Source organism: Bradyrhizobium sp. USDA 4473, from assembly GCF_054063335.1.
On sequence record NZ_JBSSGE010000001.1, the window covers coordinates 17,023 to 41,771 of the forward strand.

19 protein-coding genes and 4 pseudogenes are annotated in these 24,749 nt (G+C 63.2%); 12 read left to right on the forward strand and 11 right to left on the reverse strand.

Annotated elements, in window-relative coordinates:
* The first annotated feature begins 368 nt into the window (after nucleotides 1-368).
* A complete protein-coding gene (locus ACVW17_RS00085) occupies nucleotides 369-2,078 on the forward strand; it encodes an outer membrane beta-barrel protein (RefSeq protein WP_456796652.1) in 1,710 nt (569 codons plus the stop codon).
* A gap of 172 nt (nucleotides 2,079-2,250) precedes the next feature.
* On the opposite strand, the pseudogene ACVW17_RS00090 reads toward ACVW17_RS00085, so the two are convergent.
* The 3 genes and pseudogenes from ACVW17_RS00090 to ACVW17_RS00100 all read right to left on the reverse strand — a co-directional run bounded on the left by ACVW17_RS00090 (nucleotide 2,251) and on the right by ACVW17_RS00100 (nucleotide 5,284).
* Nucleotides 2,251-3,606: pseudogene (locus ACVW17_RS00090) on the reverse strand (IS701 family transposase).
* Nucleotides 3,607-3,655: 49 nt separating this feature from the next.
* A pseudogene (locus ACVW17_RS00095) lies at nucleotides 3,656-4,749 on the reverse strand (IS3 family transposase).
* 328 nt (nucleotides 4,750-5,077) lie between these two features.
* On the reverse strand, nucleotides 5,078-5,284 hold the full coding sequence (locus ACVW17_RS00100; RefSeq protein WP_456749900.1) for a hypothetical protein: 207 nt from the start codon (nucleotides 5,282-5,284) through the stop codon (nucleotides 5,078-5,080).
* A gap of 1,161 nt (nucleotides 5,285-6,445) precedes the next feature.
* Between ACVW17_RS00100 and ACVW17_RS00105 the strand changes: the two genes are divergently transcribed.
* The 4 genes and pseudogenes from ACVW17_RS00105 to ACVW17_RS00120 all read left to right on the forward strand — a co-directional run bounded on the left by ACVW17_RS00105 (nucleotide 6,446) and on the right by ACVW17_RS00120 (nucleotide 9,335).
* Nucleotides 6,446-6,643, forward strand: a complete 198-nt coding sequence (locus ACVW17_RS00105) for a transposase (protein ID WP_456796653.1) — start codon at nucleotides 6,446-6,448, stop codon at nucleotides 6,641-6,643.
* Between the two features lie 255 nt (nucleotides 6,644-6,898).
* Nucleotides 6,899-7,222: pseudogene (tnpB, locus tag ACVW17_RS00110) on the forward strand (IS66 family insertion sequence element accessory protein TnpB).
* Nucleotides 7,223-7,368: 146 nt separating this feature from the next.
* A pseudogene (gene tnpC, locus ACVW17_RS00115) lies at nucleotides 7,369-8,775 on the forward strand (IS66 family transposase).
* A gap of 383 nt (nucleotides 8,776-9,158) precedes the next feature.
* The gene (locus ACVW17_RS00120) at nucleotides 9,159-9,335 is read left to right on the forward strand and encodes a hypothetical protein (RefSeq protein WP_456749903.1); all 177 of its coding nucleotides are present in this window, start codon (nucleotides 9,159-9,161) and stop codon (nucleotides 9,333-9,335) included.
* A 692-nt stretch (nucleotides 9,336-10,027) separates the two neighbouring features.
* Here ACVW17_RS00120 and ACVW17_RS00125 read toward each other — a convergent pair.
* A complete protein-coding gene (locus ACVW17_RS00125; protein WP_456796654.1) occupies nucleotides 10,028-11,359 on the reverse strand; it encodes a tyrosine-type recombinase/integrase in 1,332 nt (443 codons plus the stop codon).
* A 514-nt stretch (nucleotides 11,360-11,873) separates the two neighbouring features.
* On the reverse strand, nucleotides 11,874-12,173 hold the full coding sequence (locus ACVW17_RS00130) for a hypothetical protein (protein WP_456796655.1): 300 nt from the start codon (nucleotides 12,171-12,173) through the stop codon (nucleotides 11,874-11,876).
* Nucleotides 12,174-12,355: 182 nt separating this feature from the next.
* Here ACVW17_RS00130 and ACVW17_RS00135 point away from each other — a divergent pair, with 182 nt between their 5' ends.
* Complete coding sequence (locus tag ACVW17_RS00135) at nucleotides 12,356-12,727, forward strand: DUF4118 domain-containing protein (protein WP_456796656.1); 372 nt, start codon at nucleotides 12,356-12,358, stop codon at nucleotides 12,725-12,727.
* A 67-nt stretch (nucleotides 12,728-12,794) separates the two neighbouring features.
* Here the strand turns inward: ACVW17_RS00135 and ACVW17_RS00140 are convergent, their stop codons facing one another.
* Nucleotides 12,795-12,935: a hypothetical protein gene (locus ACVW17_RS00140; RefSeq protein WP_456749907.1), complete on the reverse strand. Its 141-nt coding sequence runs from the start codon at nucleotides 12,933-12,935 to the stop codon at nucleotides 12,795-12,797.
* A gap of 183 nt (nucleotides 12,936-13,118) precedes the next feature.
* On the opposite strand from ACVW17_RS00140, the gene ACVW17_RS00145 reads away from it, so the two are divergent.
* Nucleotides 13,119-13,346 (forward strand): hypothetical protein, encoded by a 228-nt coding sequence (locus ACVW17_RS00145; protein ID WP_456796657.1) that lies wholly within the window; start codon nucleotides 13,119-13,121, stop codon nucleotides 13,344-13,346.
* 386 nt (nucleotides 13,347-13,732) lie between these two features.
* On the opposite strand, the gene ACVW17_RS00150 is transcribed toward ACVW17_RS00145, so the two are convergent.
* Both ACVW17_RS00150 and ACVW17_RS00155 read right to left on the reverse strand, forming a co-directional pair.
* Complete coding sequence (locus ACVW17_RS00150; RefSeq protein ID WP_456749909.1) at nucleotides 13,733-14,269, reverse strand: hypothetical protein; 537 nt, start codon at nucleotides 14,267-14,269, stop codon at nucleotides 13,733-13,735.
* A gap of 52 nt (nucleotides 14,270-14,321) precedes the next feature.
* Nucleotides 14,322-15,869 (reverse strand): acetolactate synthase large subunit, encoded by a 1,548-nt coding sequence (locus ACVW17_RS00155; RefSeq protein ID WP_456796658.1) that lies wholly within the window; start codon nucleotides 15,867-15,869, stop codon nucleotides 14,322-14,324.
* Between the two features lie 326 nt (nucleotides 15,870-16,195).
* Here ACVW17_RS00155 and ACVW17_RS00160 point away from each other — a divergent pair, with 326 nt between their 5' ends.
* From ACVW17_RS00160 to ACVW17_RS00175, 4 genes are all read left to right on the forward strand, one after another.
* The gene (locus tag ACVW17_RS00160) at nucleotides 16,196-16,777 is read left to right on the forward strand and encodes a L,D-transpeptidase (protein ID WP_456749911.1); all 582 of its coding nucleotides are present in this window, start codon (nucleotides 16,196-16,198) and stop codon (nucleotides 16,775-16,777) included.
* 107 nt (nucleotides 16,778-16,884) lie between these two features.
* Nucleotides 16,885-17,685 carry a DUF2927 domain-containing protein gene (locus tag ACVW17_RS00165; protein WP_456796659.1) on the forward strand — a complete coding sequence of 267 codons (801 nt, stop codon included), beginning with the start codon at nucleotides 16,885-16,887 and terminating at the stop codon, nucleotides 17,683-17,685.
* A 558-nt stretch (nucleotides 17,686-18,243) separates the two neighbouring features.
* On the forward strand, nucleotides 18,244-19,275 hold the full coding sequence (locus ACVW17_RS00170) for a MerR family transcriptional regulator (RefSeq protein WP_456796660.1): 1,032 nt from the start codon (nucleotides 18,244-18,246) through the stop codon (nucleotides 19,273-19,275).
* Nucleotides 19,276-19,362: 87 nt separating this feature from the next.
* Nucleotides 19,363-20,358, forward strand: a complete 996-nt coding sequence (locus ACVW17_RS00175) for a LysR family transcriptional regulator (protein ID WP_456749914.1) — start codon at nucleotides 19,363-19,365, stop codon at nucleotides 20,356-20,358.
* An 18-nt stretch (nucleotides 20,359-20,376) separates the two neighbouring features.
* On the opposite strand, the gene ACVW17_RS00180 is transcribed toward ACVW17_RS00175, so the two are convergent.
* Entirely contained in the window at nucleotides 20,377-20,589 is a 213-nt protein-coding gene (locus tag ACVW17_RS00180; protein WP_456749915.1) for a hypothetical protein, read from the reverse strand.
* Nucleotides 20,590-20,948: 359 nt separating this feature from the next.
* On the opposite strand from ACVW17_RS00180, the gene ACVW17_RS00185 reads away from it, so the two are divergent.
* Nucleotides 20,949-22,097, forward strand: a complete 1,149-nt coding sequence (locus ACVW17_RS00185) for an ABC transporter substrate-binding protein (RefSeq protein ID WP_456749916.1) — start codon at nucleotides 20,949-20,951, stop codon at nucleotides 22,095-22,097.
* Nucleotides 22,098-22,202: 105 nt separating this feature from the next.
* Here the strand turns inward: ACVW17_RS00185 and ACVW17_RS00190 are convergent, their stop codons facing one another.
* Together ACVW17_RS00190 and ACVW17_RS00195 are read right to left on the reverse strand one after the other, a co-directional pair.
* The gene (locus ACVW17_RS00190; RefSeq protein WP_456796661.1) at nucleotides 22,203-23,327 is read right to left on the reverse strand and encodes a M48 family metallopeptidase; all 1,125 of its coding nucleotides are present in this window, start codon (nucleotides 23,325-23,327) and stop codon (nucleotides 22,203-22,205) included.
* 4 nt (nucleotides 23,328-23,331) lie between these two features.
* Nucleotides 23,332-24,477: a DUF898 family protein gene (locus ACVW17_RS00195; RefSeq protein ID WP_456756281.1), complete on the reverse strand. Its 1,146-nt coding sequence runs from the start codon at nucleotides 24,475-24,477 to the stop codon at nucleotides 23,332-23,334.
* Nucleotides 24,478-24,749 lie beyond the last annotated feature (272 nt).

A 24,749-nucleotide genomic window follows, 5' to 3' on the forward strand; every position in this document is an offset into this window, starting at 1 on the left:
CGCAGCAATGCTACGCCATGTTTATATCCTACACGCGTCTTTCGCTAGCCAAGGAAAACAGGGCGTTGTGGACGTAGGCGCATGATATCGCGCGGAGCCAACGTATTGCACAGGTTGCGCGCTGTCGGTATTCGGACCATTGTCAGCAACTTTACGCCACACCCCGCGACGAAGTGCCTGCAGAGCCTACGAATTCACTTCGGCACGTGGTTTGCACTGTTCACGGCATCATCACCAATCGCAGTGCGATGGTCTTCGGGACGGATGCGGCGTGCGTCGCTGTTAGCGTCTGGTCCGCCCCGACGGTTTGCTGCGCGATAAGTTAAGGACGCTCGGTCGTGGACCGAGAAAATACAGGGACGTGTTGGATGCGATCTGGAGTTCTTCTTTTGGGAGCCACGACAATTGCGCTCGTCGCAACCGGTGCAGCGAATGCGGCAAACCTTGAGCCAGAACTGAAATTGCCACCGGCGGCGTGGGACTGGTCCGGCGGCTATATTGGCGGCCACCTCGGCGGCGGCTACGGCCGGACTTCCTTTAGAAATCCCTACGGTCCGTCAATCTATGGCGATGTCGTCGACACCCCAGTGTTCCTCGCAGGTGGCCAGATCGGCTACAATTGGCAGAAGGACGGCTGGGTGTTTGGCGTTGAACTTGATGCCAGCGGTGCTGTCTCCGACGGCACAAATACTTGCCTAGCGACGTCCGGCTTCGTCGTGAGCGCAAACTGCAAGGCAGGTCCCAACGTCTTTGCCACCGGGACCGGCCGCGTCGGTTACGCGTTTGGCGTGCTGGGCCGCACGCAGGCCTATCTCAAGGGAGGCGTGGCTTGGCAAAACAATCGGGGCGACGTCCTCAATAACAACGAGTTCTATGGCGACTGGCCACAGCACAAAACCCATTTCGACTATGGTCGGGTCGGGGGCGTCATAGGGCTGGGCGTCGAGCAAGCGCTTACACCTGCATGGTCGGTCAAAGTTGAGTATGACTATCTGCATTTCGGCGGACCGAGTGTCACGACTCCTCCGACGGTGCAGAATCCGCCGTTCGCAATTCTTCCGGCGAACACAACCAGCCTGTCCAGCAACTATCACGTCGGAATGATCGGATTGAACTACCATTTTGGCGCCGCCTCATGGACGGCGAAATGGTCCGATGCGCGGCTGTACACGAAAGCACCCGCCGGCGCGCCAATTGCTTACGCGGCCGGTTGGTCGTTCGAAGGCGGATCGCGGCTCTGGCTCAGCCGGGGACGCTTCCAATGGGACAGTAGCGCAGTGCCCGATGGCAGCCCTCTAGACCCAAGCATTCTCATATCGAGGCTCACCTATCACGGATTGGACGGACTTTCCGGGGAATTATTTGGCCGTCTTGACAGCCCGTGGGGAGTATTCCTGAAAAGCAATATTGGCACCGGACGCTTCAACGCAGGAAACATCAACAATGAAGACTGGGGCATCGAACGCAGTTTTCCCTACATCAACAACGTATCAGGCCAGGCAAACGGAACATTCACGTACTATACGGCTGATGCCGGATACGATTTCCTGCGCGGCGCCAACTACAAGATCGGCGCATTCATCGGTTGGACCTATTACGGCCAGAGCTCCGATTCGACGGGATGCGCCCAGATCGCCAACCCAGTGTTTGCATGCTTATCGCCCGGCGACGACAGGATAATTGGCAGCCAGAACACGCAGTGGAATGCACCTCGCGTCGGCCTGAGCGCCGAAAACATGCTGACCGAGCGCTGGCGCTTGAACGCTGACGTCGCCTACCTGCCCTGGACCGATTTCAAAGGCCGCGACAATCATCTCTTGCGCCCGACGACCACCTTCATTGATCAACGCGGGCACGGAGGCGGGGGTGTACAGGTTGAAGGCGTGCTGTCCTACTTCATCACCAATAACTTCAGCGTCGGCGTCGGCGGGCGCTATTGGGCAATGTGGACCCAAAAGGACAGCGAAGAGAAATGCACAGGCTGTGGTGGTCCGGGAAACATCAGCGGTATTCAGTTTTCGAAGTTCAGCATGGAGCGCTGGGGTACGTTCTTTCAGGCGTCCTATAGATTCGAATGAGAAGATCACGCGTGTAGCCAGCTTCAGGCCTCTTCGCTCCGTGATATTGCGATAGTACGCGCGCCAGTGTGCGAGGTAGGCGGGTCGCGCCGATCGACCGACTTATCTCGTGCGACGCGCGGATCAGAACGACCTAGCACAACTTTGGCAGAATTGTTTGCGTTAGTGTTTTTCAGGGACTTGTTTTCGGCAGTATGGACACCGTTGAGACGGCGGCCGAAGGATGAGATCGACGATGGCGTGACGTACGGCGGGCATGGTTGGCTGAGGCGGAGGCCCGTTGATTTTTTTCCGCCCCGCGTGTGCGAGGCGACGATGTTGCAGGAAGGCGTAGGCAATCATTGTTATCAGGGCGTGGCCATGAAGACCCTGCCATGATCGCCCCTCGAAGTGATCAAGTCCAAGCTCCTCCTTCAACTGCTGATGCGCCTGCTCACAAATCCATCTTGCCTTGATGGTGGCGGCTAGTGTGCGCAGATCCGTCGCCGCAGGGAGATTGGCAAGATAGTATTTCTTCTCCCCTGAGGCACGTTGCTCGCCAATGAGCCAAGCTTCGTCGCCCGGGAGATGCTGCTGACCCTTATCCCAAATCCGCTGAGGAGGGCCGTCGGCGGTGCGGACACGGAGAGCAGCAAATCGGGCTTTCAGCCGACCTTTCGCCCCGCTGCGCCAACTCACGGCTTTCCATTTGGCGCCGGCCAGCATTTGTTCTGCCGCAATCGATAAGATATCGGGCACGTGGTGCTTTCGTGGTTTCCCGCGGACTTTGGTAATCGGCCAAATGAGCTTCACATCGACCGGATACACTTTCAGGTGCCGAGGGATACCGACAGCCAGGCCAGCCCGCGCTCTGTCAGCCCTTGTCGAAACGGTGCGCTAAGTCCGTATCCCGCATCCGCCAGCACACATCCAAGCGCACGTTGGCTGTCATCGCGCGATCAATCTCGGCCAAAGCAATCTCCGGTTTGGACCGTGGCGTTCGGTGTTCGACTGGCACGCGAGCGCGCTTCAAACGAGACACGTCGCTTGTCCAATTGTCAGGCAGAAAGAGACGTAACGCGACCATCACTGGCACTTCGCCGCGCGCAAGCGTCAAAAACATCAGCGTTTGGCAATTTGCCGTTTTGCCGAGAGCCGACGCGTATTGAGCCGCAACACCAACCGAGCGTTCACCCTTCGTCGGCAGTGAGGTGTCATCAATAACCAGCACCGCATCCCTGCCGCCGACAAGTCGGTCCGCCGGGTTGAGCAACTCTGTCTCCAGCGGTGTCGCGTCCCAGACACCGTCCGCAATGAAATGGTGCAGCTGGTCGTAGTTGCCCGTGGCAACGCGTTCTGCCATCGGCTGAACGCTCTTGCGATCGCCAGGACCGATCAATCCCGCAACGTACAGAGGACACATCCGCTGCCGAGTCTTATGACCCAACCGGTCCAAGAACGGCATCAGCCAGCGTTCGAGTTCGTCTTGCCATTCCGCCATGGTTAGCCAAGAGCCGACCTCATTGAAAAATTGATTCGGGAGTCCCATAAAGCACGGCAAAATCAACGATCTGCCAAAGTAGTGCTAAGGTCCGGACTCAATTGAGCCACCAGACGACGGCGGCGGCGATGAAGGCTACTGAGAGGAAGTTTCTGGCAAGCTTGTCGTAGCGAGTGGCGATGCGGCGGAAGTCCTTGAGGCGAGCGAACATGCGCTCGATCAGGTTGCGCTGACGGTAGAGCCGCTTGTCATAAGGGATTGGCTGACTACGGCTCGTCGTGAGGGAATGACGGCTTTGGCCTGCGTGGCGGCGAGAAGCTGACGCAGGCTGTTGGCGTCGTAAGCCTTGTCCGCCCTGACTGCCCTGGTCGGAGTGGTGCAACAGGGCGTCCGGCTTGCCGCGTCGCCAGACAGCCATCAGCAGGGCATCGGTTACCAACAGAGCTGTCATCGCGGCGCTCATCGACCAACCCACCACCCGGCGTGAGAACAGGTCGATCACTGCTGCGACGTAGAGCCAGCCCTCGGCCGTCCAGAGATACGTAAAGTCGGCGATCCACTTCTGGTTCGATCGCTCGGCGGCGCACTGCCGGTCAAGGAGGTTCGCCGGCACAGTCTCGAGCTGTCGATCTAAGTAAGCGCCGGCGTCGCGGCCGCGCCCGCAAGCCTTGCAGGCGCATCAGCCGTTCGATTTGGTGCAGGCCACAGCCGCCCCATCGGCGAGCAGATCACGCCACACACGGGGCGCACCATAGGTGCGGTCGCTCGCCATGAAGCTGGCCTTTACCTTGCCGCTGAGCTCTTCGTCGCTGCGGGATCTGGCGCTGGGCGAGCGATTCGCGTCGCATAGCCATGCCACCCGGCCAGATTAGCCGGTGCTTCGCGATGACGACGAACTTGATGTCGCTTCCTTCGAGAAGAAGGCTACGGCCTTTTTTAGGATATCCCGCTCGGCCTTCAACTTGGCGACCTCACGGCGCAACCGCCCGATCTCCTGCTGCTCTGGCTTCATCTGCCCGTGGCCGGGAAAGGCCTGCACCGGATTGGAGCCGAATTCTTTCACCCATTTGCGCAGAACGTTCTCATGAACATCCAGGTCGCGGCCGGCTTGCGCGCCACCGAAACCCCACGCTCCCTAACCAGCTTGACCGCCTCGGTCTTGAATTCGCGACTGAACTTCCATCTCTTCATCGCCCACCTCCGGCTTCATGAAACACCTAATCTCGGTGTCCATCAAACCGGCAGCAGCTCACCGTGGGTTCTCTTTTTAGGCGTGCAAGGGTGGCGACCCGGGCCCTGATCGCCGACTCACTGCGCTTTAGCTCACTCGCGATCTCTTTCGCAGCTCGCCCGGCTTCCCACAGTTCGATTACCCGCTGGTCGTCCAGCTTAGACCATCGGGTAAATCGCTTGCCTGGCAAGTCCCACCTAGAAGCCCTCATTTATCTAGGCTCTCCCCAGCTAAATGCGTGTCCTATGGCTGTGCGACATCAGTGCCTCGCCTGACCAGCTCGCGAACTTATGCGACAAGGTCTCGTCTGAGGATGCTGACCCGCTTGTTCAGTGCTCGGCGCAACGCATTGCCCTCACATTTCGTCATCCTGCCAGCAGACCGCTCGGACACACAATCCATCATGACCTCTTGAATCTGGACCAGCGTCATACTTTCGATCTGGGCAATGCGCTTCTTAACTTCTGGGCGCAAGTTGGCGGTCGTTTTAGACATCGTCGGATCCTGATGCTCCACGAATTCCAGCCCGAAAGGCTAACGACGCTTGACGGTACAGCATCAACATTGGATCGGGCTCCTACCTGCTCTGGGGGGCGTCGCTCCCTGGCCACTCATCCTCTGTTCATCCTCGGGCGGCCGAGCTAAAGAAGTCGGTGAAAGTACTTGAAGAGGAGTGCGGCATGGTCAGCCGCGCACTCGACGAAGTTGTTCGTGCTGGAAACAAACAGTCAATCCGCGAAGGTCGCTTGCGCAGCGAAGGCTGGAAAGAGCTAACGAAAGCTGACGCCCGCACGCGACGGCGTTTGCGTCCTGCGGGCGATATCGAGGTAGTTCGGCCGTGACTGCGTTCCCACTCCTGCGAGCATCCTCTTAGATTACCGGTTCAGAGATGGTCGTGGATCGTAGTCTCACGATCGGCGTCCCACAGAAATCTGAAGCGCTCGAGATAATTTTCTGATGGGTCGACTGAATGACGCCAACACACGCTTTTCGTACGCGCTGTCAATTATGTCAGTTGCGACCACGTATCCAAAGTACTATGTCGCTCGACCCAATTGCGCGCCTTGGATTTTGTGGGTTTATCGTGCCTGCCAGTATCGTAGGCGAACTCGCCGGCGGGCTGTTCAGCAGTTCGTCCGCGAAACTCTTCGCGTCAGCCTCACTTGCAAAGGTTCTGGTTTCTCGAATGGGGTATCGATTTGGCCCCTTCGAATGGTTGAAGGAAACATACCAAGTGTGTTGTAGCCCTATCCTTCTCGTGCGCATCGGCCGATGATAACTTTATGCCCCAACGCATACGATGCAGCCGGAGGTTTTCAATGACGATCATTATCTAAGTTGGTCATGCCTCCATCAGCATGGTCAACTGCGAGCATTGGTAGTTGATCGTTTGCGGCAATTGCCGTCGATGGAAACGCTTGACTATTTTGCAGAGCCGTCGGATCGACCCGGCCCGGAAGGGCGGCGAGAAGATCAGGTTACACCGGCAGACTTGAGCACGACTGCGTCACCGATGCTGGGCGGGTTCACCACGCCTGCTGATTTCCTCGATCTGCAATTGCCATCCAAGAGTAACCGGCATGAGGGCCTCACCTCGCACTGACGAAGCTTGTCTGCGATACCGGCTGGCAAGAGCTGATCGGTGGAGGTGGCGCGATGGCAAATGCCATGCTTGATGCCAGGCAGGAAGGTGACTCTTATAGCCGCGTTGAGGTGACCACTGGGGAGCGCCGGCGACGACGGTGGACGAGCGAGGAGAAGGCCCGGATCGCGGCGGAGAGCTTTGAGGAGGGAACGAACATCTCCGAGGTGGCGCGGCGCAATGGCGTTTCTCGCGGACTGCTCACGGTGTAGCGACGCCAGGTGGCGGCGGCGCTCGCCGGCAAAGCCCAGAACTTCGTGCCTATCCAAATTGGCGCCGAGAGCGGTGGCGGGAGGGTTGGCAAGTCCGAGTGTATTTCGCAGGTACAGATGAAGCTGTGGAGATTGCGCCGCCGGCCAAGGTCTGTGGAGTGGTCGAGATTGAGGTGAAGGGGGGCGCATCCGGGTCGAGCCGGGCGTGGAACCGGCGACGCTTTCGGTGGTGCTATCGGCGCTTCGGGGCATCCGGTGATTGCTCTACGGTCAGACATCAAGGTGGTGCTGGCGGCCCAGCCGGTCGACTTTCGTAAGTCGGTGCATACGCTGTCGGCGCTGGCGAGCTAAGCACTGCGCGCGAACCCATATTGCGGCGACGGAGTGAAGCTTCTGGCGTGGGACGGCAGCGGCATGGTGTTGGTAACGAAGTGGTTGCACCAGGGGCGTTTCACTTGGCCGCCGATCCGCGACGGCGTTGTGCATCTCAGCGCGACGCAGTTTGCGATGCTACTCGACGGGCTCGAGTGGACGCGTGTGTCGCCCAAGCCTGTGAAGCAGCCGGCCATTGTCGGCTGAGAAGTGAGGATTTCACTGGAGCATGGGTCGCACGGATGTATCGTCTGGTCATGGCGATTCGCCCCGACGCTCTCCCGACCGATCCGGCAGCTCTCACCGAGATGGTGCTCGCGCTTGGCACTGAGAACGAGACGCTGCGCGTAGCAATGCAGACGTTCAAGGACATGATCTTCGGGAAGCGCTCGGAGCGGCTTGCCGCGCTCGTGGCCGAGCAGCTCGCGCTTGAGCTTGGCGATCTTGAGACCGACGTCACGCCGCCTGCAGCTGCCAACGACGATGCGGCTGCGGCAAAGCCGCCCGGCAAGCCACTGCGGAAGAAGGCGCGCCGCAACATCGGCGCGCTTCCAAAGCACCTGCCGCGCTGCGAGCATGTGCTGGAGCCGGAGGCGACCGCATGCCCCTGTTGCCAGGGCCAGCTTCACAAGATCAGCGAGGACGTCAGCGAGGTGCTGGACATCATCCCGGCGATCCTGCGGGTGCTGCGGACGGTCCGTCCCGAGTACGGCTGCCGCCGCTGCACCGATGGTGTGATCCAGGCGAAGGTGCTGCCGCGCCTGATCGAGAGCGGCATGGCTTCGACCGCACTCGTGAGCCACGTGGTAGTCTCGAAGTTCGCCTGGTATCTGCCGCTGTACCGACAGGCGCAAATTCTGGCCGGCCAGGGTGTCCATCTCGACAGGGCGACGCTCGCCGGCTGAGTGCGTGCGGCCTGGTGGCTCAGGAGCCTCTATGCGCTCCAGCTGCGCACGATCCATGCCGCGCCGCGCCTGTTCTGCGACGAGACGCCGATGCCGGTGCTCGATCCCGGACGACATCGCCCGCGCATCTGCCAGTTCTGGGCGCATGCCATGGATGACCGGCCATGGGGCGGCCCCTCGCCGCCGGCGGTGGCCTACGTGTTCGCCGACGGCCGTGGCACGGCGGAGATCGCCAGACAGTTAACGGGCTTTTCCGGCATTCTGAAGGTCGACGGTTATGCCGCCTACAAAGCGCTCGCCCGCGATCATGGCGGTGCGATCCAACTCGCCTTTTGTCTCGCCCATGCCCGCCGCAAATTCATTGAGGTGTTCAAGACGACCGCGTCGCCGTTCGCGCGCGAAGTGATCGAGCGCCTGCAGGCGGTCTATGCCATCGAAGCAGAGATCCGTGGCAGCAGTGCCGAGCAGCGGCTGGCCACCCGCGGCACCAGGTCCGCTCCATTGATGGAGGCGCTCAGGACGCGCCTGACCGCAATGGTCAGCCAACTCTTCTCCCAATCGAAGCTGGCGGAGGCGATCAACTATGCGCTCAATCACTGTGACGGGTTGACGCTGTTTCTCCGCGACGGCCGTGTCGAAGTTGACAGCAACACAGTCGAGCGTTCCATGCGCCCGATTGCGATGGGAAGACGCAACTCATTTTGTCGCGACGATCAGGCCCGTCCGCTGCTCGGACCGCCACGAAACGGTCGCAAAACCGAGGATTTCCTCCGTAGCGCCTATCTCGATATCCCAGCCGTCGTTGAGGCGCTGCGCCAGCACTGGATGCCCATCCGCTACGCACGCGACCGCTAATCATCGCGGACGTGGGAGCTCATACCGGTTACGATCAATAACCTTTGCCCGACTCTTGATGAGGCGAGCTTTCCATTCCGAGCTGCACAAGCCGGCGCCGGACATGATGATCCGCTGAGCGAAGCGCTTCGACCACGGGGCAGGGCGGTTCTCGTTCATGGACGAGCGCATCCAGAACATCATCCAGGGACACGCACCGGCCAATGAGGCGCGCGCCTATGGCGACCTAGCCACAAACGGCGCAGCGCGAAATTCGCAAACTGCCGCGCTGCGAAGTCGGCGCGCGCGCCGCGGCTGCGCGCGTGGGTTCATGATAAACCACGCCATCGCGCGAGAATTGCTGTTTCGCGGGATCGACCGCTCGGTGGACAAGACTGCGGTCAGTGCTCAAGCGGGCAGAGCAGGAGCTCGGAGGCCGTCCGATCACCATCGTATTGCTGTCGGGAGGGTCGTCCAACATTGGTTGGCTCAAGCCGCTCATCGAGCGAGACCTTTCCACCCAGCTCGGCCATGCCGAGATCCTGGAACTTAAGCTGGCTCAAACCTCTGATGTGGCCTGAAGTCCCGCCACCGTAAACATTCCGCAGTGGGACATCGCGTCGACAACCTGCGCAACAGCCGACATGCGCGACGAATAGCCCGCGGTTCAACGAGCCCAACAGAGACAAATCGAGTCTATGAAATTGCGGAAATGAGTCTCGACAACCCTCGGTACGGGTGCCATGTACGCACTATTGGGGCTAAACTCTGATCCGTTAGATGTTAATCGAAAAACGCGATCCTCGACTGAAAATCATATCAGTTCGAACCCGCAGACCATTCGTCCTTTTTGTACGCTACAGCTACTCAACTGCCGCACCTGCCGTTTAGATCTCTTTCTTGCTTGAGAAAGCCCCGATCTTAGTTGATCAAAGACTGGTCGGAGCTCGGGGTTGAGGCATGCGCGAGAAAAACGAAGAGGCTCTCCCCCCGGCGTTTGGATCGCCAGACCACTGGAAAATATCGCCCGCCGAGAAGCGCCCGCGCAAAAATCGTGGCATGCCGCCACCCGCAACTTTCGATATCGATACCCTCCCGGGCAGCTCCAATTTGACCGCCTTGGAGACGGCAGCAGTCGTCCGTCGCACTCCCGGAGCGCTGGAGCAGTGGCGGCGCGATCCGAACCACCCGCTGAAATGGCGCTATGTCGACGGCCGCCCGCTCTATCGAGCAGACGCGGTGCGCAACTATCTGGCCGGATGCGACAAAACCACTAAGCCATCTCAGCCGCATAGTGTTCCCGGAGACGGCCGAGTAGCTCGGCCTTGATAGGATCGAGCGGGTTTGTTCTCCGCAGGCGCACGGCCTTGCCAACCCGTATCGCGCCGACCAGCTCCGCGATGTAATCATGAGCCGCTTCGAATGCCATCTTGCGAATGATCCACTGTTCGTCGTGATTGTAGACCTGATCGATTCCACTTGGCTTTTGCCCGACACACAGCCGCTGGATCTCATTGTCGTAGCCACAGCGGGACATGATGGTACGCAGACTGCGCCGTAAGTCATGCATGGTGAATTTTGCGACACCCGCCTCCTTGACCAGGCGGTTGACCATCTTGGTGAAGCCGGACATCTGCCCACCGGTTTTTGGTGACGGGAAGACGTAGTCGGACGTGGCGCGCTGAAAATGTTTCGCGGCCGCGAGCACCTCATCAACGATGTGAGTACGCGGTACATCGTGGTGTAGGCCCATCTTAGTCCATGCCGCATCGAACGTAATGCGATCCTCCATGACGTGCTTCGACCACTCGATCATGGTTGGCTCGCTTCGGCGCGGACCACCGAGCAGGCACGTCCTTGCCAGAAGCCCGAAGGTCCCGAGCTTGCCGGATGCGTGCCAGAATTTGATGATTTCTTCATCGGTCAAAGCACGGCCCTTCGTTCGGCGCCCAATCCTTTGCGCACGGGTTTCCTTAGGCTCGCGATAACCGGCAAGCACATTGTGGTCGACGTAGCCCTCGCCAACGCACCATTCGAGGAAGGTGTGGGTGTGCTTGCGCAGGTCCTTGGCCGCGCCCCGCTTGCCGGTCTTGGTAACCTTGTCCACTGCTGCCATGATTTTCCGTCGCGTCAGGTCTCCGACCCCACTATCGGCGTGCTCCTTGAGCCCGCGCCGCAGCGCCGACATTGCCGGCTTCCAGTTGACGACCTGCCGTCCCGTCAATGACGTCTGGTAAGGACCATCTTCAACGATGAGGTCAGCCAGTATTGTGCGCTGCTTTTCAACCGCCTGTTGTCGCCTCGCCTCGCGTTTCGCGTCGTTTGGGTCCATGCCCTTGAACACCTCGCCTGCGGCAATGGTGGCGGCCTTGCGCGCGGCCTTCTCGTTGTACCTGGGCCATGGTCCGAGGGTCTTGCGCTGGGTTCCTCTCACCCCCGGCTTGGTGAAGAGGTAGACCCAAGTCCGGCCGCCGGTGATGCGCATGCGCAGGGCGAGGCCGGGCAGCTTGTCGTCGTGGAGATAATGCTGTGCCTTGCCCGGCGGCACCGTGGCGCTACGGATTACTGCATCAGTGAGTGTCAGCTGGTTGGTAGGCTCCGGCATGGCCCTTGCGCTCCTATCGAGGTGTGCCCCGAAGACGCCCGGATCATCCAAGCGACGGGAAGCTTGCGTTGACTTTCCTTCGCTTTTCCGCCCCGGGGCACACCAGCGCGGAAGAACGGCGCCTTGAAGAACAGAGGGAGCACAGATCCCTCCCCGATTTGTGTGCCCCAAGGGAAAATCTGCGGCGGGCACAACGGGGGCACACAAAATGCGGTATGGCCGCTTATGGCCCCGCGAGGCTCAAACGGCCATAAGCTACTGCATTATAATGAATTATTTCGACAACACTATGGCCGCGTTGGGTCAACCTGGATCTACGGATTGTGGTTCACACGGGAGAGGTCCAAGGTTCGATCCCTTGTGCGTCCACCATTCCCCTTCCTGAACCGCCTGATCCCTTCCGGAACCGTCAGTCGGACGATTGTCGACATTCCGGTGCCGGTGCCCCGTCGGCACCGCCTCATCAAAAATGTCGAAAACAACCCCATGCAAAGGAGCGGCCGGCATTCCCGGCTCACTGCCGGCGGCGCTGCGGCGTGGGTGACGGGTTGGCTGTGCGCCGGCTGAGCTCGCCGAGCAGGTCGCGCACGGCGCCGTCGAGTTCGTCGGATGGCGGGGCGGCTTGATCGGCGCCTTGGGTGCCGGTCGACCGGGACCAGCCGCGCGCGGAGATGTCGTCATTCGCGGCCCGAAGCCGCGGCGCGCGTCCGCGCGGCGGTGACCGGCGTTTGCGGAACGAGATCAGCGCGCGGACGCCATACCCCGATACGAACCCGATCCCGGCGACGAGAACGACAATCAGGAGCTCGAGCATCGTGTTGTCCCACCATCACCCTGCCGCAATGCAATAAGCGCGACAATGCGGCAGCGGCTTGACCGGGCCGGTTCCTTTTCACTGTATCGCACACAATCCTGCCCCACGGAGTCATACGGGGTTTTGTTTGCAGGCCTCCTCGGCTACCTTCCCGGAACTCGCGAGGGGGCCGGGACGTCTCGATGCGCAAGGGCAATGATTACATTCTGAAGCTGCGACCGTGGTCGCTGTCGACCTTCGTCGTCGCATTGCTGGCCGTGGTGCTGGCCACCGCGACGCAGGAGATGTTCGCAAGCTTCGGCATGCAGCTCTATTTCGCGGGCTTCGTGCCGGCGATCCTGATCGCCGGACTGGCGGGCGGCGCACCGGCCGGCTCCTTTGCAACGATCATTACGGTTCCGATCGTCTGGTGGGCGTTCATGCCGCCTTATTTCGAGTTCTCCTGGCCGACCGCCGACGACTACGACAGCATGGCGATGTTCCTGCTGTCGAGCGCGCTCCTGGTCAGTTTCTCGCAGCTCTACCGGGAAGCGCTGGCCATCCTGCGGAAGTAAGCGGTCACCGCGCGTCGGCCCGCCGGTACCGGCACGCCGATTGTTTGCACGGACGGACCGCCTGCCTTCAGATGCCGAACATCCAGACCGCGACGATGGTGGCGAGCGTCGCCACGCCGCTGACCGTCCAGCCCACCGCATAGAATGTGTTCTCCGGGGTGGTGTCGAGCACAATGTTGGTGGTTTCCGTCATTGACCGCCAGCGCATGGCGTCTCTCCTCGGAACTCCTGCCCGGCAACATAACGCGCATCATGGTTCCCGGGTTCCGCCCCTGTGCGGTCCGCCGCGCCGTTCACGCCCGGCTCACGGACTGCTGATCGGTGCCGCGGAACCCTGCGACATTCTGTCCCGTTGAGGGCCCGATAGGAACCAACTTGGGAGAACCATCCGATGCGAACATTGATCCTCGCCGCCACGGCGCTTGCCTTCGTCTCGTCCACCGCGCTCGCGCAGGACAAGGCGGGCGGCAGCGCGGCCCCGGCCGCGCAGAGCGGAGACACGGCAACCAAGGGCGAGGCGACCAAGATGGCGCCGAAGAAGAAAGCCAAGAAGGCCGCCAAGAAATCGAGCACCAAGGCCGGCGCCGCAACGACCGGCGACGATGCGGCCAAGCAATAAATAGAAACAATCGTCCGCGGCGATGCCGGACATCGTCACCTAAGGAAATCGACAGCTGAGGAAAAGGCCGCCCGCAGGCGGCCTTTTCACTGTCCCGGTGCGGATGCTGCCTCGGCCTGTGACGTCGCATTCAACTGCGCCGCCGGCTTGAAACAGTGAAGCCTGGCCCAGTCGAGAGCTGGACCAGCGAAATTGAAGTGCGGGAGAGGGAGCGAAAGAGGCGCAGAGCCGATAATCCGCACCGCCATTGGATCGTTCTGAAAAATGACCACCGGCTCCAGGAATTGCTCCACCTCCCGCGCCTTCTGTTCTGCCGCGCGTGCAGGGGTGGCGCATGATCCAAACGGGCTATCACCGCGATGCGCGGAAGGAATCATGCGACAGACTTAACGCTGCGCGCCGTCGTCGCGCTTCTGCCCAACCCCGCTCTCTCGCAGCCGCTCCGCAAACCAGCGCGACGCGGCGCTGTCGATGATGCCGCCGGCATAGACCTCGGACGAGCTCACGCCGTTCGGCCCGACGATCACGAGAACACCCATCGCATAGGCAAACCAGACATTCGGGTCGGTCAGCGCCTGCAGCTTGCGCTGATCGTGCTCGAGCGGTTGGTGATTGCTGTCCTTGCGCAGCTCGATGGCGAGCAGATTGTTCGGGATGTCGCGCTGGTGCACGACGATATCAGGGTAGATCGACTTGCCGAGATGGTCATCGGTCGAGCTCCCCGAGCCCCGCGGCAGCCGCAGCGTGCGCTCGCCGAGCCGGTCGTAGTTGCAATCGACCTGCCAGCCCGGAAACTGCCGCTCGACATAGACCGCCAGGCGGTGAGTAAGCGTTCGCTCGCCGAGATCGCGCTCCAGCAGGAACGTCTCCTGCGCATAGAACTCCGCGACGGCGGCGATCACCTTGTTCAGCTCGGTCTGCATTGGCGCCTCCGACTGGACTGGACCGCCGCCACGGCCGTTTGAGATTGCGCTGCTACATCTGCACTTCGATCAACCGCGGCCCCGGTTCGGCGACCACGTCCGCGAGCGCCTTGTTGAACTCGTCCGCTGATGTGACCGCCACCGCCGGCACACCCATGCCCCTGGCGAGCGCGACGAAGTCGAGCGTCGGCCGGTCGATCTTCAGCATGTCCTGCGCCCGCTTGCCCGGCTCGCCGGCGCCGACGCCGTCGAACTCGCCGCGCAGGATCTGGTAGATCCGGTTGGCGAACACGATGGTCACGACGTTGAGCCCTTCGCGCGCCTGCGTCCACAGCGACTGGATCGTGTACATCGCGCTGCCGTCGCCGACCATGCAGATCACCTTGCGGTCCGGACAGGCGACCGCCGCGCCGGTCGCGACCGGAGTCGAGAAGCCGATCGAGCCGCCCATGTTCTGCAACCAGTCGTGCGGCGCGGCCCCCGCCGTCGGCGGGAAGAAGCCGCGGCCGGTGGTGACGGACTCGTCCACCATGATGGCGTTGTCGGGGATGGCACAGGCGATCGCCTGCGCGATCGAGCCGTGGTTGAGCGCGCCGGTCGGCTTGACCAGCTCCGGATGCTGCTGCGGCTTGACGTCCTTTGCCGTCGCATGCAGCGCATTGGCCAGCGCCTCGAGGGCGGCGACCGAATTCTCGCCCCAGGCGGTCATGCGATGCACCTCGCAGCCTTCCGCCTTCAGCATGCTCGGCTTGTTCGGATAGGCGAAGAACGCCACCGGATCGTTGGCCTCGACCAGCACGATGTGACGGAAATTCTTCAGGATCGGCAGCGCCTGCTCGATCACATAGGGAATCCGGTTGATCGAGAAGCGGCCGCGGCCGCGCGCCATGCGCGGGTGATAGGTCTGGCCCATCACGGTGCAGCCGGTCTTGCCGGCGATGCGCTCGGCGAGCGCCAGTCCGTGCTCGCTCAGCGCGCTGCCGGTGACGAGCAGCAGCGTGTGCGCGGCATCGCCGTGCAGGATCTTTGCTGCGGTGTCGACCGCCTGCGGCGAGTAGCTTGGGCGCTGCGTGTCCACCGGCACGTCGGCGATACCGTCGGCCTCGTTCCAGGCGGTATCGGCCGGCAGGATCAGGGTTGCGATCTGCGGCGGCGCGCTCTTGGCGGCGGCGATCGCGGCCGCGCCGTCGGCGGCGACCGACCTGGCATCCGGCGAGGTGCGGACCCAGGACGACATCGGCCGTGCCAGGCCCTCGATGTCCGAGGTCAGCGGTGCGTTGTAACCGATATGGTAGGTGGCATGCTGGCCGACGATGTTGACGATGCCGGAATGCGCCTTCTTGGCGTTGTGCAGATTGGCAAGGCCGTTGGCGAGGCCGGGCCCGAGATGCAGCAGCGTCGAGGCCGGCGTTCCCTTCATGCGGAAATAGCCGTCGGCAGACCCCGTCACCACGCCTTCGAACAGGCCGAGCACGCAGCGCATGCCCGGGACCTTGTCCAGCGCCGCGACGAAATGCATCTCCGAGGTGCCCGGGTTGGTAAAACAGACATCCACGCCGCCTGCGACCAATGTCCGCACCAGACTTTCCGCACCATTCATGCTCTCGCTCCCGTTCCGCGGTGTTCTTGAGGTCACTCCAGACCATGAGCTGATCCGGTTGAATCAGATCATGGTCTTATCCTTTTGTTTGGTCGCGTTTTCTTTACGCGAACCGGTACCCACTTCGCTTGAAATCGCTCCAGATCAACCATTCTTCACCCGCCTCGTCAAAGGCTTGGCCGGACAATGCAGGTATCGCCTGCGGTCTGTTGCCTTTTTAAACCGTGTTGCCGGAAAGTGCCTGATGTCACCGCTTCATCGCTTGCGAAGCGCCGGCAATTGTGGCCTCTCTGAGAGATATTTGATTGTTCGCGAGGACGACGACCATGCGCCCGATTGCCTTGATGTTTGCCGCGCTCACGATCCTGGCAGCTGCCGGCCAGGCCCAGGCCCAGTTCTTCGACTCCCGGGGCTACAACGGTGACAACTCGCCCTTCTTCGGCGGTAGCGGCGGCGGCGGCGCAAGTCCGATCCCGCGCACCACCGTCAACTACCCGACCAATTACGCTCCCGGCACCATCGTGGTGAATACCGCCGAACGCCGGCTCTATCTGGTGCAGGGCAACGGCATGGCGCTGCGCTACGGCATCGGCGTCGGCCGCGACGGCTTCCGCTGGAGCGGTGTCCACCGCATCTCCGCGAAGAAGGAATGGCCGTCCTGGACGCCGCCCTCGCAGATGCTGCGCCGCCGCCCCGATCTGCCGCGCCACATGAACGGCGGCATCGAGAACCCGCTCGGCGCGCGCGCGATGTATCTCGGCTCGACGCTCTACCGCATCCACGGCTCGAACGAGCCGGAGACGATCGGCCAGGCGGTCTCGTCGGGCTGCTTCCGCATGACCAACGAGGACGTCCAGGACCTCTATGATCGGGTCTCGGTCGGCACCACCGTGGTGGTGAAGAACTGATCGCGCCGATTTCGCCGGAATCCGGCGCGGCGATCCGGCACTCCAACTGATGGCGCCGCCTTGATCATGGCTTGCGCTGCCGCAGAGCTTGCGGCAGCGTTGTCACGATGTCCCAGCCCCGCCTCTCGATCCTGTTCCTTCTCGCCGCAGTGCTCGCTGCGTGCCTCGTCGACACCACAGTGCCCGCAGCCGCGACCGAGGTGCCGGCGATCGCGGCGCGCCAGCGCAACGAGAAGAAGGTCTTCAGCGACGCCGAGATCGTCGAAGGCTTCCTGAAGACCGCGTTCGGCGCCGAGTATCATCTTGCCGGACGGGTCGACCGCATCCGCAAATACGACGGACCGGTGCGCGTGTTCGCCGACGGCAGCCGCGCCGACCGCAAGGCGCAGCTCGGCAAGGTCGTCGCCGACATCCGCGCCCGGGTGCAGCATCTCGACATCGCGATGACCGACGACCAGGACGCCGCCAATGTCGTGGTCAAGCTGGTGCGCGACCGCGAGCTCTACCGCACCATCGCGACCTTCTACGGCCAGGAGCGCGCCAGGGAGATCCGCTCCTCGCTCGATCCGCAATGCCTGTCCGGCTTCCGCAAGAACGAGAATTACGAGATCGAGCATTCCGACGTGATCCTCACCGTCGACAATGGCGATTTCGTCTTCCTCGACTGCGCCTATGAAGAGCTGTTGCAGTCGCTCGGCCCGATCAACGACACCGCGACCGTGCCGTGGACCATGTTCAACGACAGCGTCTCGATGGGCTTCTTCGACGTCTACGACCAGTATCTGCTCAACCTGCTCTACGACCCCCGCATCAAGCCCGGCATGAACGTGCAGGAGGTCAAGGCCGTGCTGCCCGCCGTGCTCACCGACGTCCGCGCCTGGGTGGCCAAGGTGAACCATCTGGAGTGAGGGTACTGTGACAGGCGCCAACGCTCGCAACACATGAAGATGTCATCACCCGCGAAAGCGGGTGATCCAGTATTCCAGAGGCAGCAGTGCTTGAACCGAGAAGCCGCGGCGTACTGGATCGCCCGGTCGAGCCGGGCGATGACGGCTGAGGATGCGGACGCAGCTTCGCGCTCACGCGCGCGTGAGGCGAGCACCGGCAGTAGGGTGAGCTCTCCCCTTGCGGGAGAGGGTTAGGGAGAGGGGTGCCACACGACGTGCACTCTCCGGATTCGACTCGACGACAAGCCAACAAGTTGCCAAAGCGATGCGCTGATCGATCAGTTCGCCCGGGGCCACCCCTCTCCCCGCCCTCTCCCGCCGGCAAGTCGGGCTTGCCCGACTTGCGCGAATTTATGATGCGCAACCGGGGTAGACCCCGGTTGCGTGGGAGAGGGAGCCTGTGCAGCTTGCTCACCTTACTGTTCGCTCCGCAGGATGCGGAATCACCGACCTCCCCGCTTGACCCTGCCCCTGCGGCCGCCTCCATAGAGGCGCGGTCAGATGACGCGAGGTGATTCGATGAATGCTGCTGCCACCCGTTTCCTCAGTCCGTCCGAAGCTGCAAGGCAGCTCGGCATCTCGGCGAAGGCGCTCCGCCTCTATGAGGAACGCGGCCTGATTGCACCCGGCCGCACGCCGGCGGGATGGCGCGCCTATGGCCCTGCCGAGATGGCGCGCGGTGCCGAGATCGTCGAGCTGCGCGCGCTCGGGCTCGGCGTCAGCGAAGTCGCGCGGATCCTGGACGGCGACGCCGGCGTGCTCGGCCGCGTGCTGGCCGCACACGAGGCCACGCTCGAAGCGCGCATCCGCCAATGCGGCGACAGCATCGCCAGAATACGCCGGCTGCGCACCGACCTCGGCGGCGGCAAGCTGCCCGCGACGCGCGACCTGATCGGCGCGGTCAAGGTGCGGCCGGCGATCGGCGTCGCGTTCGATCTGCCGTGGCCGTGGGGCGGCGAGCGCTTCGAGCTGCGCGAGATCAAGCGGCTGAACTACATCGTCGGCCCGCTCGGCAGCGGCAAGACGCGCCTCGCGCAGCGGCTCGCGGACGCGCTGCCGGGCGCCTGCTTCATGGGGCTCGACCGCACAGCCGACGGCGGCGCGGCGGTCCGTGCGCGGCTCGATGCCGACCCGGCGCACAAAGCGAGGGTCGAGGCGAGCCTTGCCGTCCTGCTCGCCGACGGCGCAACGGACTCGCCGGCGCTGATCACCCTGCTCGCGGCGCTCGAGGCCTGCGACGGCGCGATCCCGGTGATCGACATGCTTGAGCACGGGCTCGATGCGTCGAGCCAGGAAGCCGTGATCGCGCATCTGCGCCGGTGTGGGCCGGAGGCGCGGCCGCTGTTCTTCCTGACGCGCTCCAACGCGATCCTGGATCTCGACGCGGTCGGTGACGACGACGCGATCATCCTGTGCCCTGCCAACCACAGCCCGCCGATCCGCGTCGCGCCGATTCCGGGCGCGCTGGGCTATGAAGCGGTCGCGACCTGCCTCGCCGCGCCGGAGGTGCGCGCGCGGACTGCGGGCATGGTCGCGTGGCGGCCGTCATGACTTCTCGCATGAGTTGTATTATAATCATACAACAATGCACGACTCAGGTCGGATGCGCGGCAAAAAACTGTGCTATAAGCTCGCACAATGAGCGAGCTTCCCCGTACCCAGGCCTTGCGTTGCTTCATCACGGTCGCCCGTGAGGGCACTGTATCGCGCGCCGCCGCGATGCTGAAACTGACCCAGCCGGCGGTCAGCCTGCAACTGAAGGCGCTCGAGGAAAGCACCGGGCTGCTGCTGTTCAACCGCACGCCTGCCGGATTCACGCTGACCGAGGCCGGCGCCGCATTGCTGCCGCTGGCGCACCGCGCGGTGGCGGCGGCATCCGACTTCAAGGCGATGGCGGATCAGCTGAACGAGGCGCAGCGCGGCACCTTGCGCGTCGGCACCATCCTCGACCCCGAATTCACCCGGCTCGGACCGTTCGTGCGCAGCCTTGCGATGTCCTCGCAACGCACCGAAGTGTTCCTGCGCCATGGCGTGAGCGACGACGTGCTGGCGCAGATCGGCAGGGGCGAACTCGACGTCGGCTACTATGTCGACGCCACGCCGCCGGAGCAGCTGGTCCATCACAGCTTCACCGAGCGGACCATCGCCGACGGCCGCTACCAGCTGGCGCCGCTGCTCTGCTACGACTACCGCGTGATCGCGCCGATCGCCTGGCGGGACCGGGTGATCGGCAAAGGCTGGGCAGAGCTCGCCGAGCTGCCCTGGCTTGCGACACCGCCGCATTCCGGTCACCGGCGGCTGCTCGACGACGTCTTCCGCCCGCTCGGCGCATTGCCGAAGCGCGTCGGCTACACCGACCAGGAGGAGGCGATGATCGACTTTGTCGAATCCGGCCTCTGCCTCAGCCTCGCGCGCGACAGCGTGCTGGCGCCGCGGATGGCGCGCCCGCATCAATTCGTGATCGCCGATAGGGTGAAGCTGACCTGCGATCTCTCCTTCGCGAGCCTCGCCGCCCGCCGCCAGGAGCCGGTGATCGCCCACGCCTACGCCGCGGTGCGCGCGGTGTGGAATATCAAGCCGGCGATCGCCGGCGCCGGGCCGACGCGGACGCGCAAGGTCGCGAAGAACGTGTGAGCGGCGCAGGGCTACGACCTAGGCAGCCACGACCACCGGTCTCGTCATATCAGCCATTGCCGGCACCAGCGACGGCGCCTCGCAATCCTGCAGAGCAAGCTCGTCCAGGAGTTCTTGCAGCCGTGGCGGCAGATCGGCGTAATCGCCGCGCAAGGCGTGGCGCAGCCGCTCGCCGATCTCTTCGCAGATGGCGCGTGCGTGCTCGGGCGCGATCAGATGAGGCTCACGCATCGACGTGGACCAGTTGGACGTCAATTGCTTGCAAAGGCCGCGAGCCGTCAGACGGCATTTCCGCGAACGCGGATCCCGCATGCGTACATGCGATCAAAACCAGGATCCGAACAATGCTGAACATGGTTCGTACTCCCTCTTCTCCTCCATCGATAGCAGCAGGTCGTTGCCGTCCGCTTAGGGAAACTGGTTCGCGCGGCCTTTAAGGACGTGGTAAACGCGAAGTTTCGCGACCCCGCGGCAGCCGATCATGTCCCCCGCGAAGGGGACAGACACAGCCTGCGGAATCAATATGATGCGGAGCGGGACGGCGGCCGGCTATCCGGTCGCACAAAAGCAACCTGCTGGGAGGATTTGCGATGAAGCTGGCGATGGCCGGAATCTGGGTGCTCGCGGGTGCCGTCCTGATTGCGCCGGACGCGCGGGCCGACATCAAGGTCGGCGTCGTGGTGTCGGCATCCGGACCGGGCTCGGCGCTCGGCCAGCCGCAGATGCGCACCATCGCGGCGCTGCCGAAGGAGATCGGCGGCGAGAAGGTCAGCTATATCGCGCTCGACGACGAATCCGATCCCACCAAGGGCACGCAGAATGCGCGGCGCCTGGTGATCCAGGACGGCGTCGACATCCTGATCGGCTCCTCGCTCACCCCCGTGACCATGCCGATGCTCGACGTCGCCTTCGAATCCAGGACGCCGATCATCTCGCTCGCGGCGGCGACTGCGATCGTGCGACCGATCGACGAGCGCCGCCGCTGGGCCTTCAAGGTGGTGCCCAATGACGATCTGATGGCGGCCGCGATCCTGAAATACATCGCCAAGTCCGGCGTCAAGACGCTGGGCTATATCGGCGTCTCCGACGGCTACGGCGAAGGCTACTACAACGAGGTGTCGCGGCTGGCGCCGACCCTCGGCCTGACAGTCACGACCCATGAGGTCTATGCCCGCGCCGACACCAGCGCGATGGGCCAGGCGCTGAAGGTGATCGCGACCAACCCGGAGGCGGTGTTCATCGCCTCCGCCGGCACGCCGGCCGTGCTGCCGCAGGAAGCGCTGCGCAGCCGCGGCTATGCCGGCAAGATCTTCCAGACCCATGGCGTGGCGTCGGAGGAATTCATCAAGCTCGGCGGCGCCAATGTCGAGGGCGCGGTGTTCACCGGCGAGGCCTTCACCATCGCCGACGACCTGCCGGCGAACGATCCGTTCCGCCAGGTGCGCGACGCATTCGTGTCGTCCTACGAAAAGGTCAACGGGCACAAGCCGAATATCTTCGGCGCGCATCTGTGGGACGCCGTGACGCTGTTCCAGCGCGCGGCGGCCATCGCGCTGAAGACGGCGAAGCCCGGAACGCCGGAATTCCGCGCCGCGCTGCGCGACGAGCTCGAACGCGGCAAGGACGTCTATCTGAACAACGGCCTCTCCACCATGAGCCCGACCGACCACAACGGCTATGACGAGCGGTCAGCATTCGTGATCAAGGTCGACGGCGGCAAGTTCCGGCTGGTGAAGTAGGACGTCCAACAAGACGTAGCCCGGATGAAGCGAAGCGCAATTCGGGAGCACCGGCCCCGGATTTCGCTGCGCTTCATCCGGGCTACCGGTCTCGAAATCCCTACCTCACACCTTGCCCTTGCCCGATCCGCAGATGCCCTTCAGTGCCTGCCATTCGGCCGGTGACAGCAGCGGCGGGCCGCTCGGCCGGATGCCGGCATCGGCCTTGTCCATGCGCGCAAGGCGGTCCTCGGTCAGCGGATGGCTGGAGACCAGCGAGAGGCCCTTGCCGCCTTCCTTGCCGGTGACACGGAACATCAGTTCGCCCATCGGCTTCGCCGGACGGCCTAGCTTGTGCATGGTTTCGATCGCAAAGGTGTCGGCATTGGTCTCGGCGTCGCGCGAATAGGACGACGTGACCAGCGAGCGCGAGGCGAAGATCAGCGCACCGGAGCCCGTGACGTCGCCGAACAGCAGCCCGATCAGGAACGAGGTGCCGCCATTGTGGATCAGCTCGCGCATGCTGTCGCGATGCCGGAGATGGCCGAGCTCATGCGCCAGGACGCCTGCGATCTCGTCGGGGTTTTCCGCCTTCTCCAGCAGCCCGTCGAACAGATAGACCTTGCCGCCCGGCAGCGCGAAGGCATTCGGCACCGACGTCGCCAGCACGCCCGAATGCACCGAATTGTCGAGGCCTGCGCTGTCCCGCAATTTGCCGACCAGCTTCGCGAAGGCCGCCTGTCCCGCCGCGTTGCTGCACGGCTTGCCGTCGAACACCACCTTGACCTGCGCCTCCGCGACATCGCCGAGCCGGCGCTCGAAGGACTCCGGCACCAGCGGCGTCAACCGCTCGGCGGCGAGCGGCACGCCGAACAGCACCACCAGCACGATCGACACCGCGGCCGCGAGCGACCAGCCGACGATCGCGGCGACGCCCCTGCGGTTCGGCAGGTCGGCCTCGAGCGTATCGCAGCGCGCGACAAGCTCGGCGATCAGCTGGGGATCGCGGATCTCGAGCCGCGCCAAAGATGGCGCGCTCTGGCAGCTCAGCCGCAACAATCCGGATGGGCTGTCGGCGCGGCGGATATCGTGGAACGCCCAGCGCGCGAGCAGCTCAGCATCCTGCCTGATCTCCAGCGCATCGGTCAGCTTGAGCCCGACGACGCGCCGCCGGTTCGAGAGGCCGTCGAAGAAGACGCCGCCGGGATCCGGCGGCGCTGCGGAGTTGGCCGCGCCGGCATCGGACTCCATGATGCTAGAATCCGCCGACATCGAGGCCGTCGGCAAAACCTTCGCCGAGCGCATTGGCGAGATCGCCGCGCGCGGTGACGTTGGCCGCCGCAGCGATGTTGTGCACGATGGTCGAGGACAGCACCCGGACCCAGAGATCGCGCATCAGATAGACCCGCATCACCACGTTCATCGTCAGCGCAAAGGCGAGATAGCCGATACCGAGCAGGACGATCAGGGGAATGCTCTTGGCGAACGCTTCGGTCTTGAAGAACGCATCGATCGAAGAGCCGTTGATGCTGGCGGCCAGGAAGACGCAGAGCATAACGTAGACCGCAAATACCACGACGAGCAGCAAGATCCAGCCGATCACCTTCCAGTAGAGGCCGACCAGCGCGCCGCGGCTCAGCGTCGATTCGAGCCGCACCTCGCCGAAGCGGATGCCCGACAACCACCAGCGCCACTCGACCGCCTTGAACGCGGCATAGGCGAACGGCGCGAAGACGTAGGACGACAGCGCGAACGGCATCAACAGCCACAGCCACCAGCCGCGCTTGAAGAACTCCCAGCCGCGGCCCTCGAACGAACCTTGCAGGTCGCCGTAATAGGAATGCCGCATCTTGTAGCGCTCGAGCGCCGCCTCGCGCCAGGGCAGCGCCAGGCCGAGCGTGATCATGACCAGAAGGCCCCAGAGCGAGGCCTTGAGCGCATAGATCCAGCCCGAGCCGCTCATCCAGAAGCGAACGCCGCGCCACACCGTGCGGGTCAGCCGGTAGCGCCGCGCGCGATAGATCGCGAACTGGCCGAACAGGTAGAAGAAGGCAACCAGCGGCAGCGAGGCGAACGCTTTGAGATGCTCGGCCTCGATGCCGATCAGGAAGTAGCCGAGATAGATCGGCACCAGGATCGCCAACGCAACCAGGAAGCCGATCAACAGCTCCTTGCCGCGGCCGGTATATTCCGGCGCGTCGCCGTCGATCTGGGTGTTCGACCAGAGGTGACGGCGGATGTCGGTGGTGAGCCAGAACCGGTAGAAGCCGACGGTGATCAGTTCGAGCCCGGCGCCACGCGCCACCAGGCGGAAGAACTCCTTCCGCTTCCCTGAAAACGCCACCGGCATCGGCGGCGGTTGCGGGGGCGGCTGCGGCGGCCCCAGCGGGGTCCAGCTCATATCGTTCACGGCGTCACTCCAGGACGGGACAATCTCTGCGCATCAAAAGCACAGGTTTGTCGCTCCGAGTGTGATCCAGGTTTCACACAAGGTCGAGATCGCCGGGCGATTTTTGGCCTGATGCGGTTGGCCATGCCTTAACGGGATTGCCGGAACAGGGCGATCCCCGGTGCCGGTATCCCCCGTCGGGCAAGGGCGCCGCCTGCACCCCGTCGTGCGTGAGCGTCGAACCCAAGGAGGGAACCAGATGACTTATGGATGAGGCGCTGCAA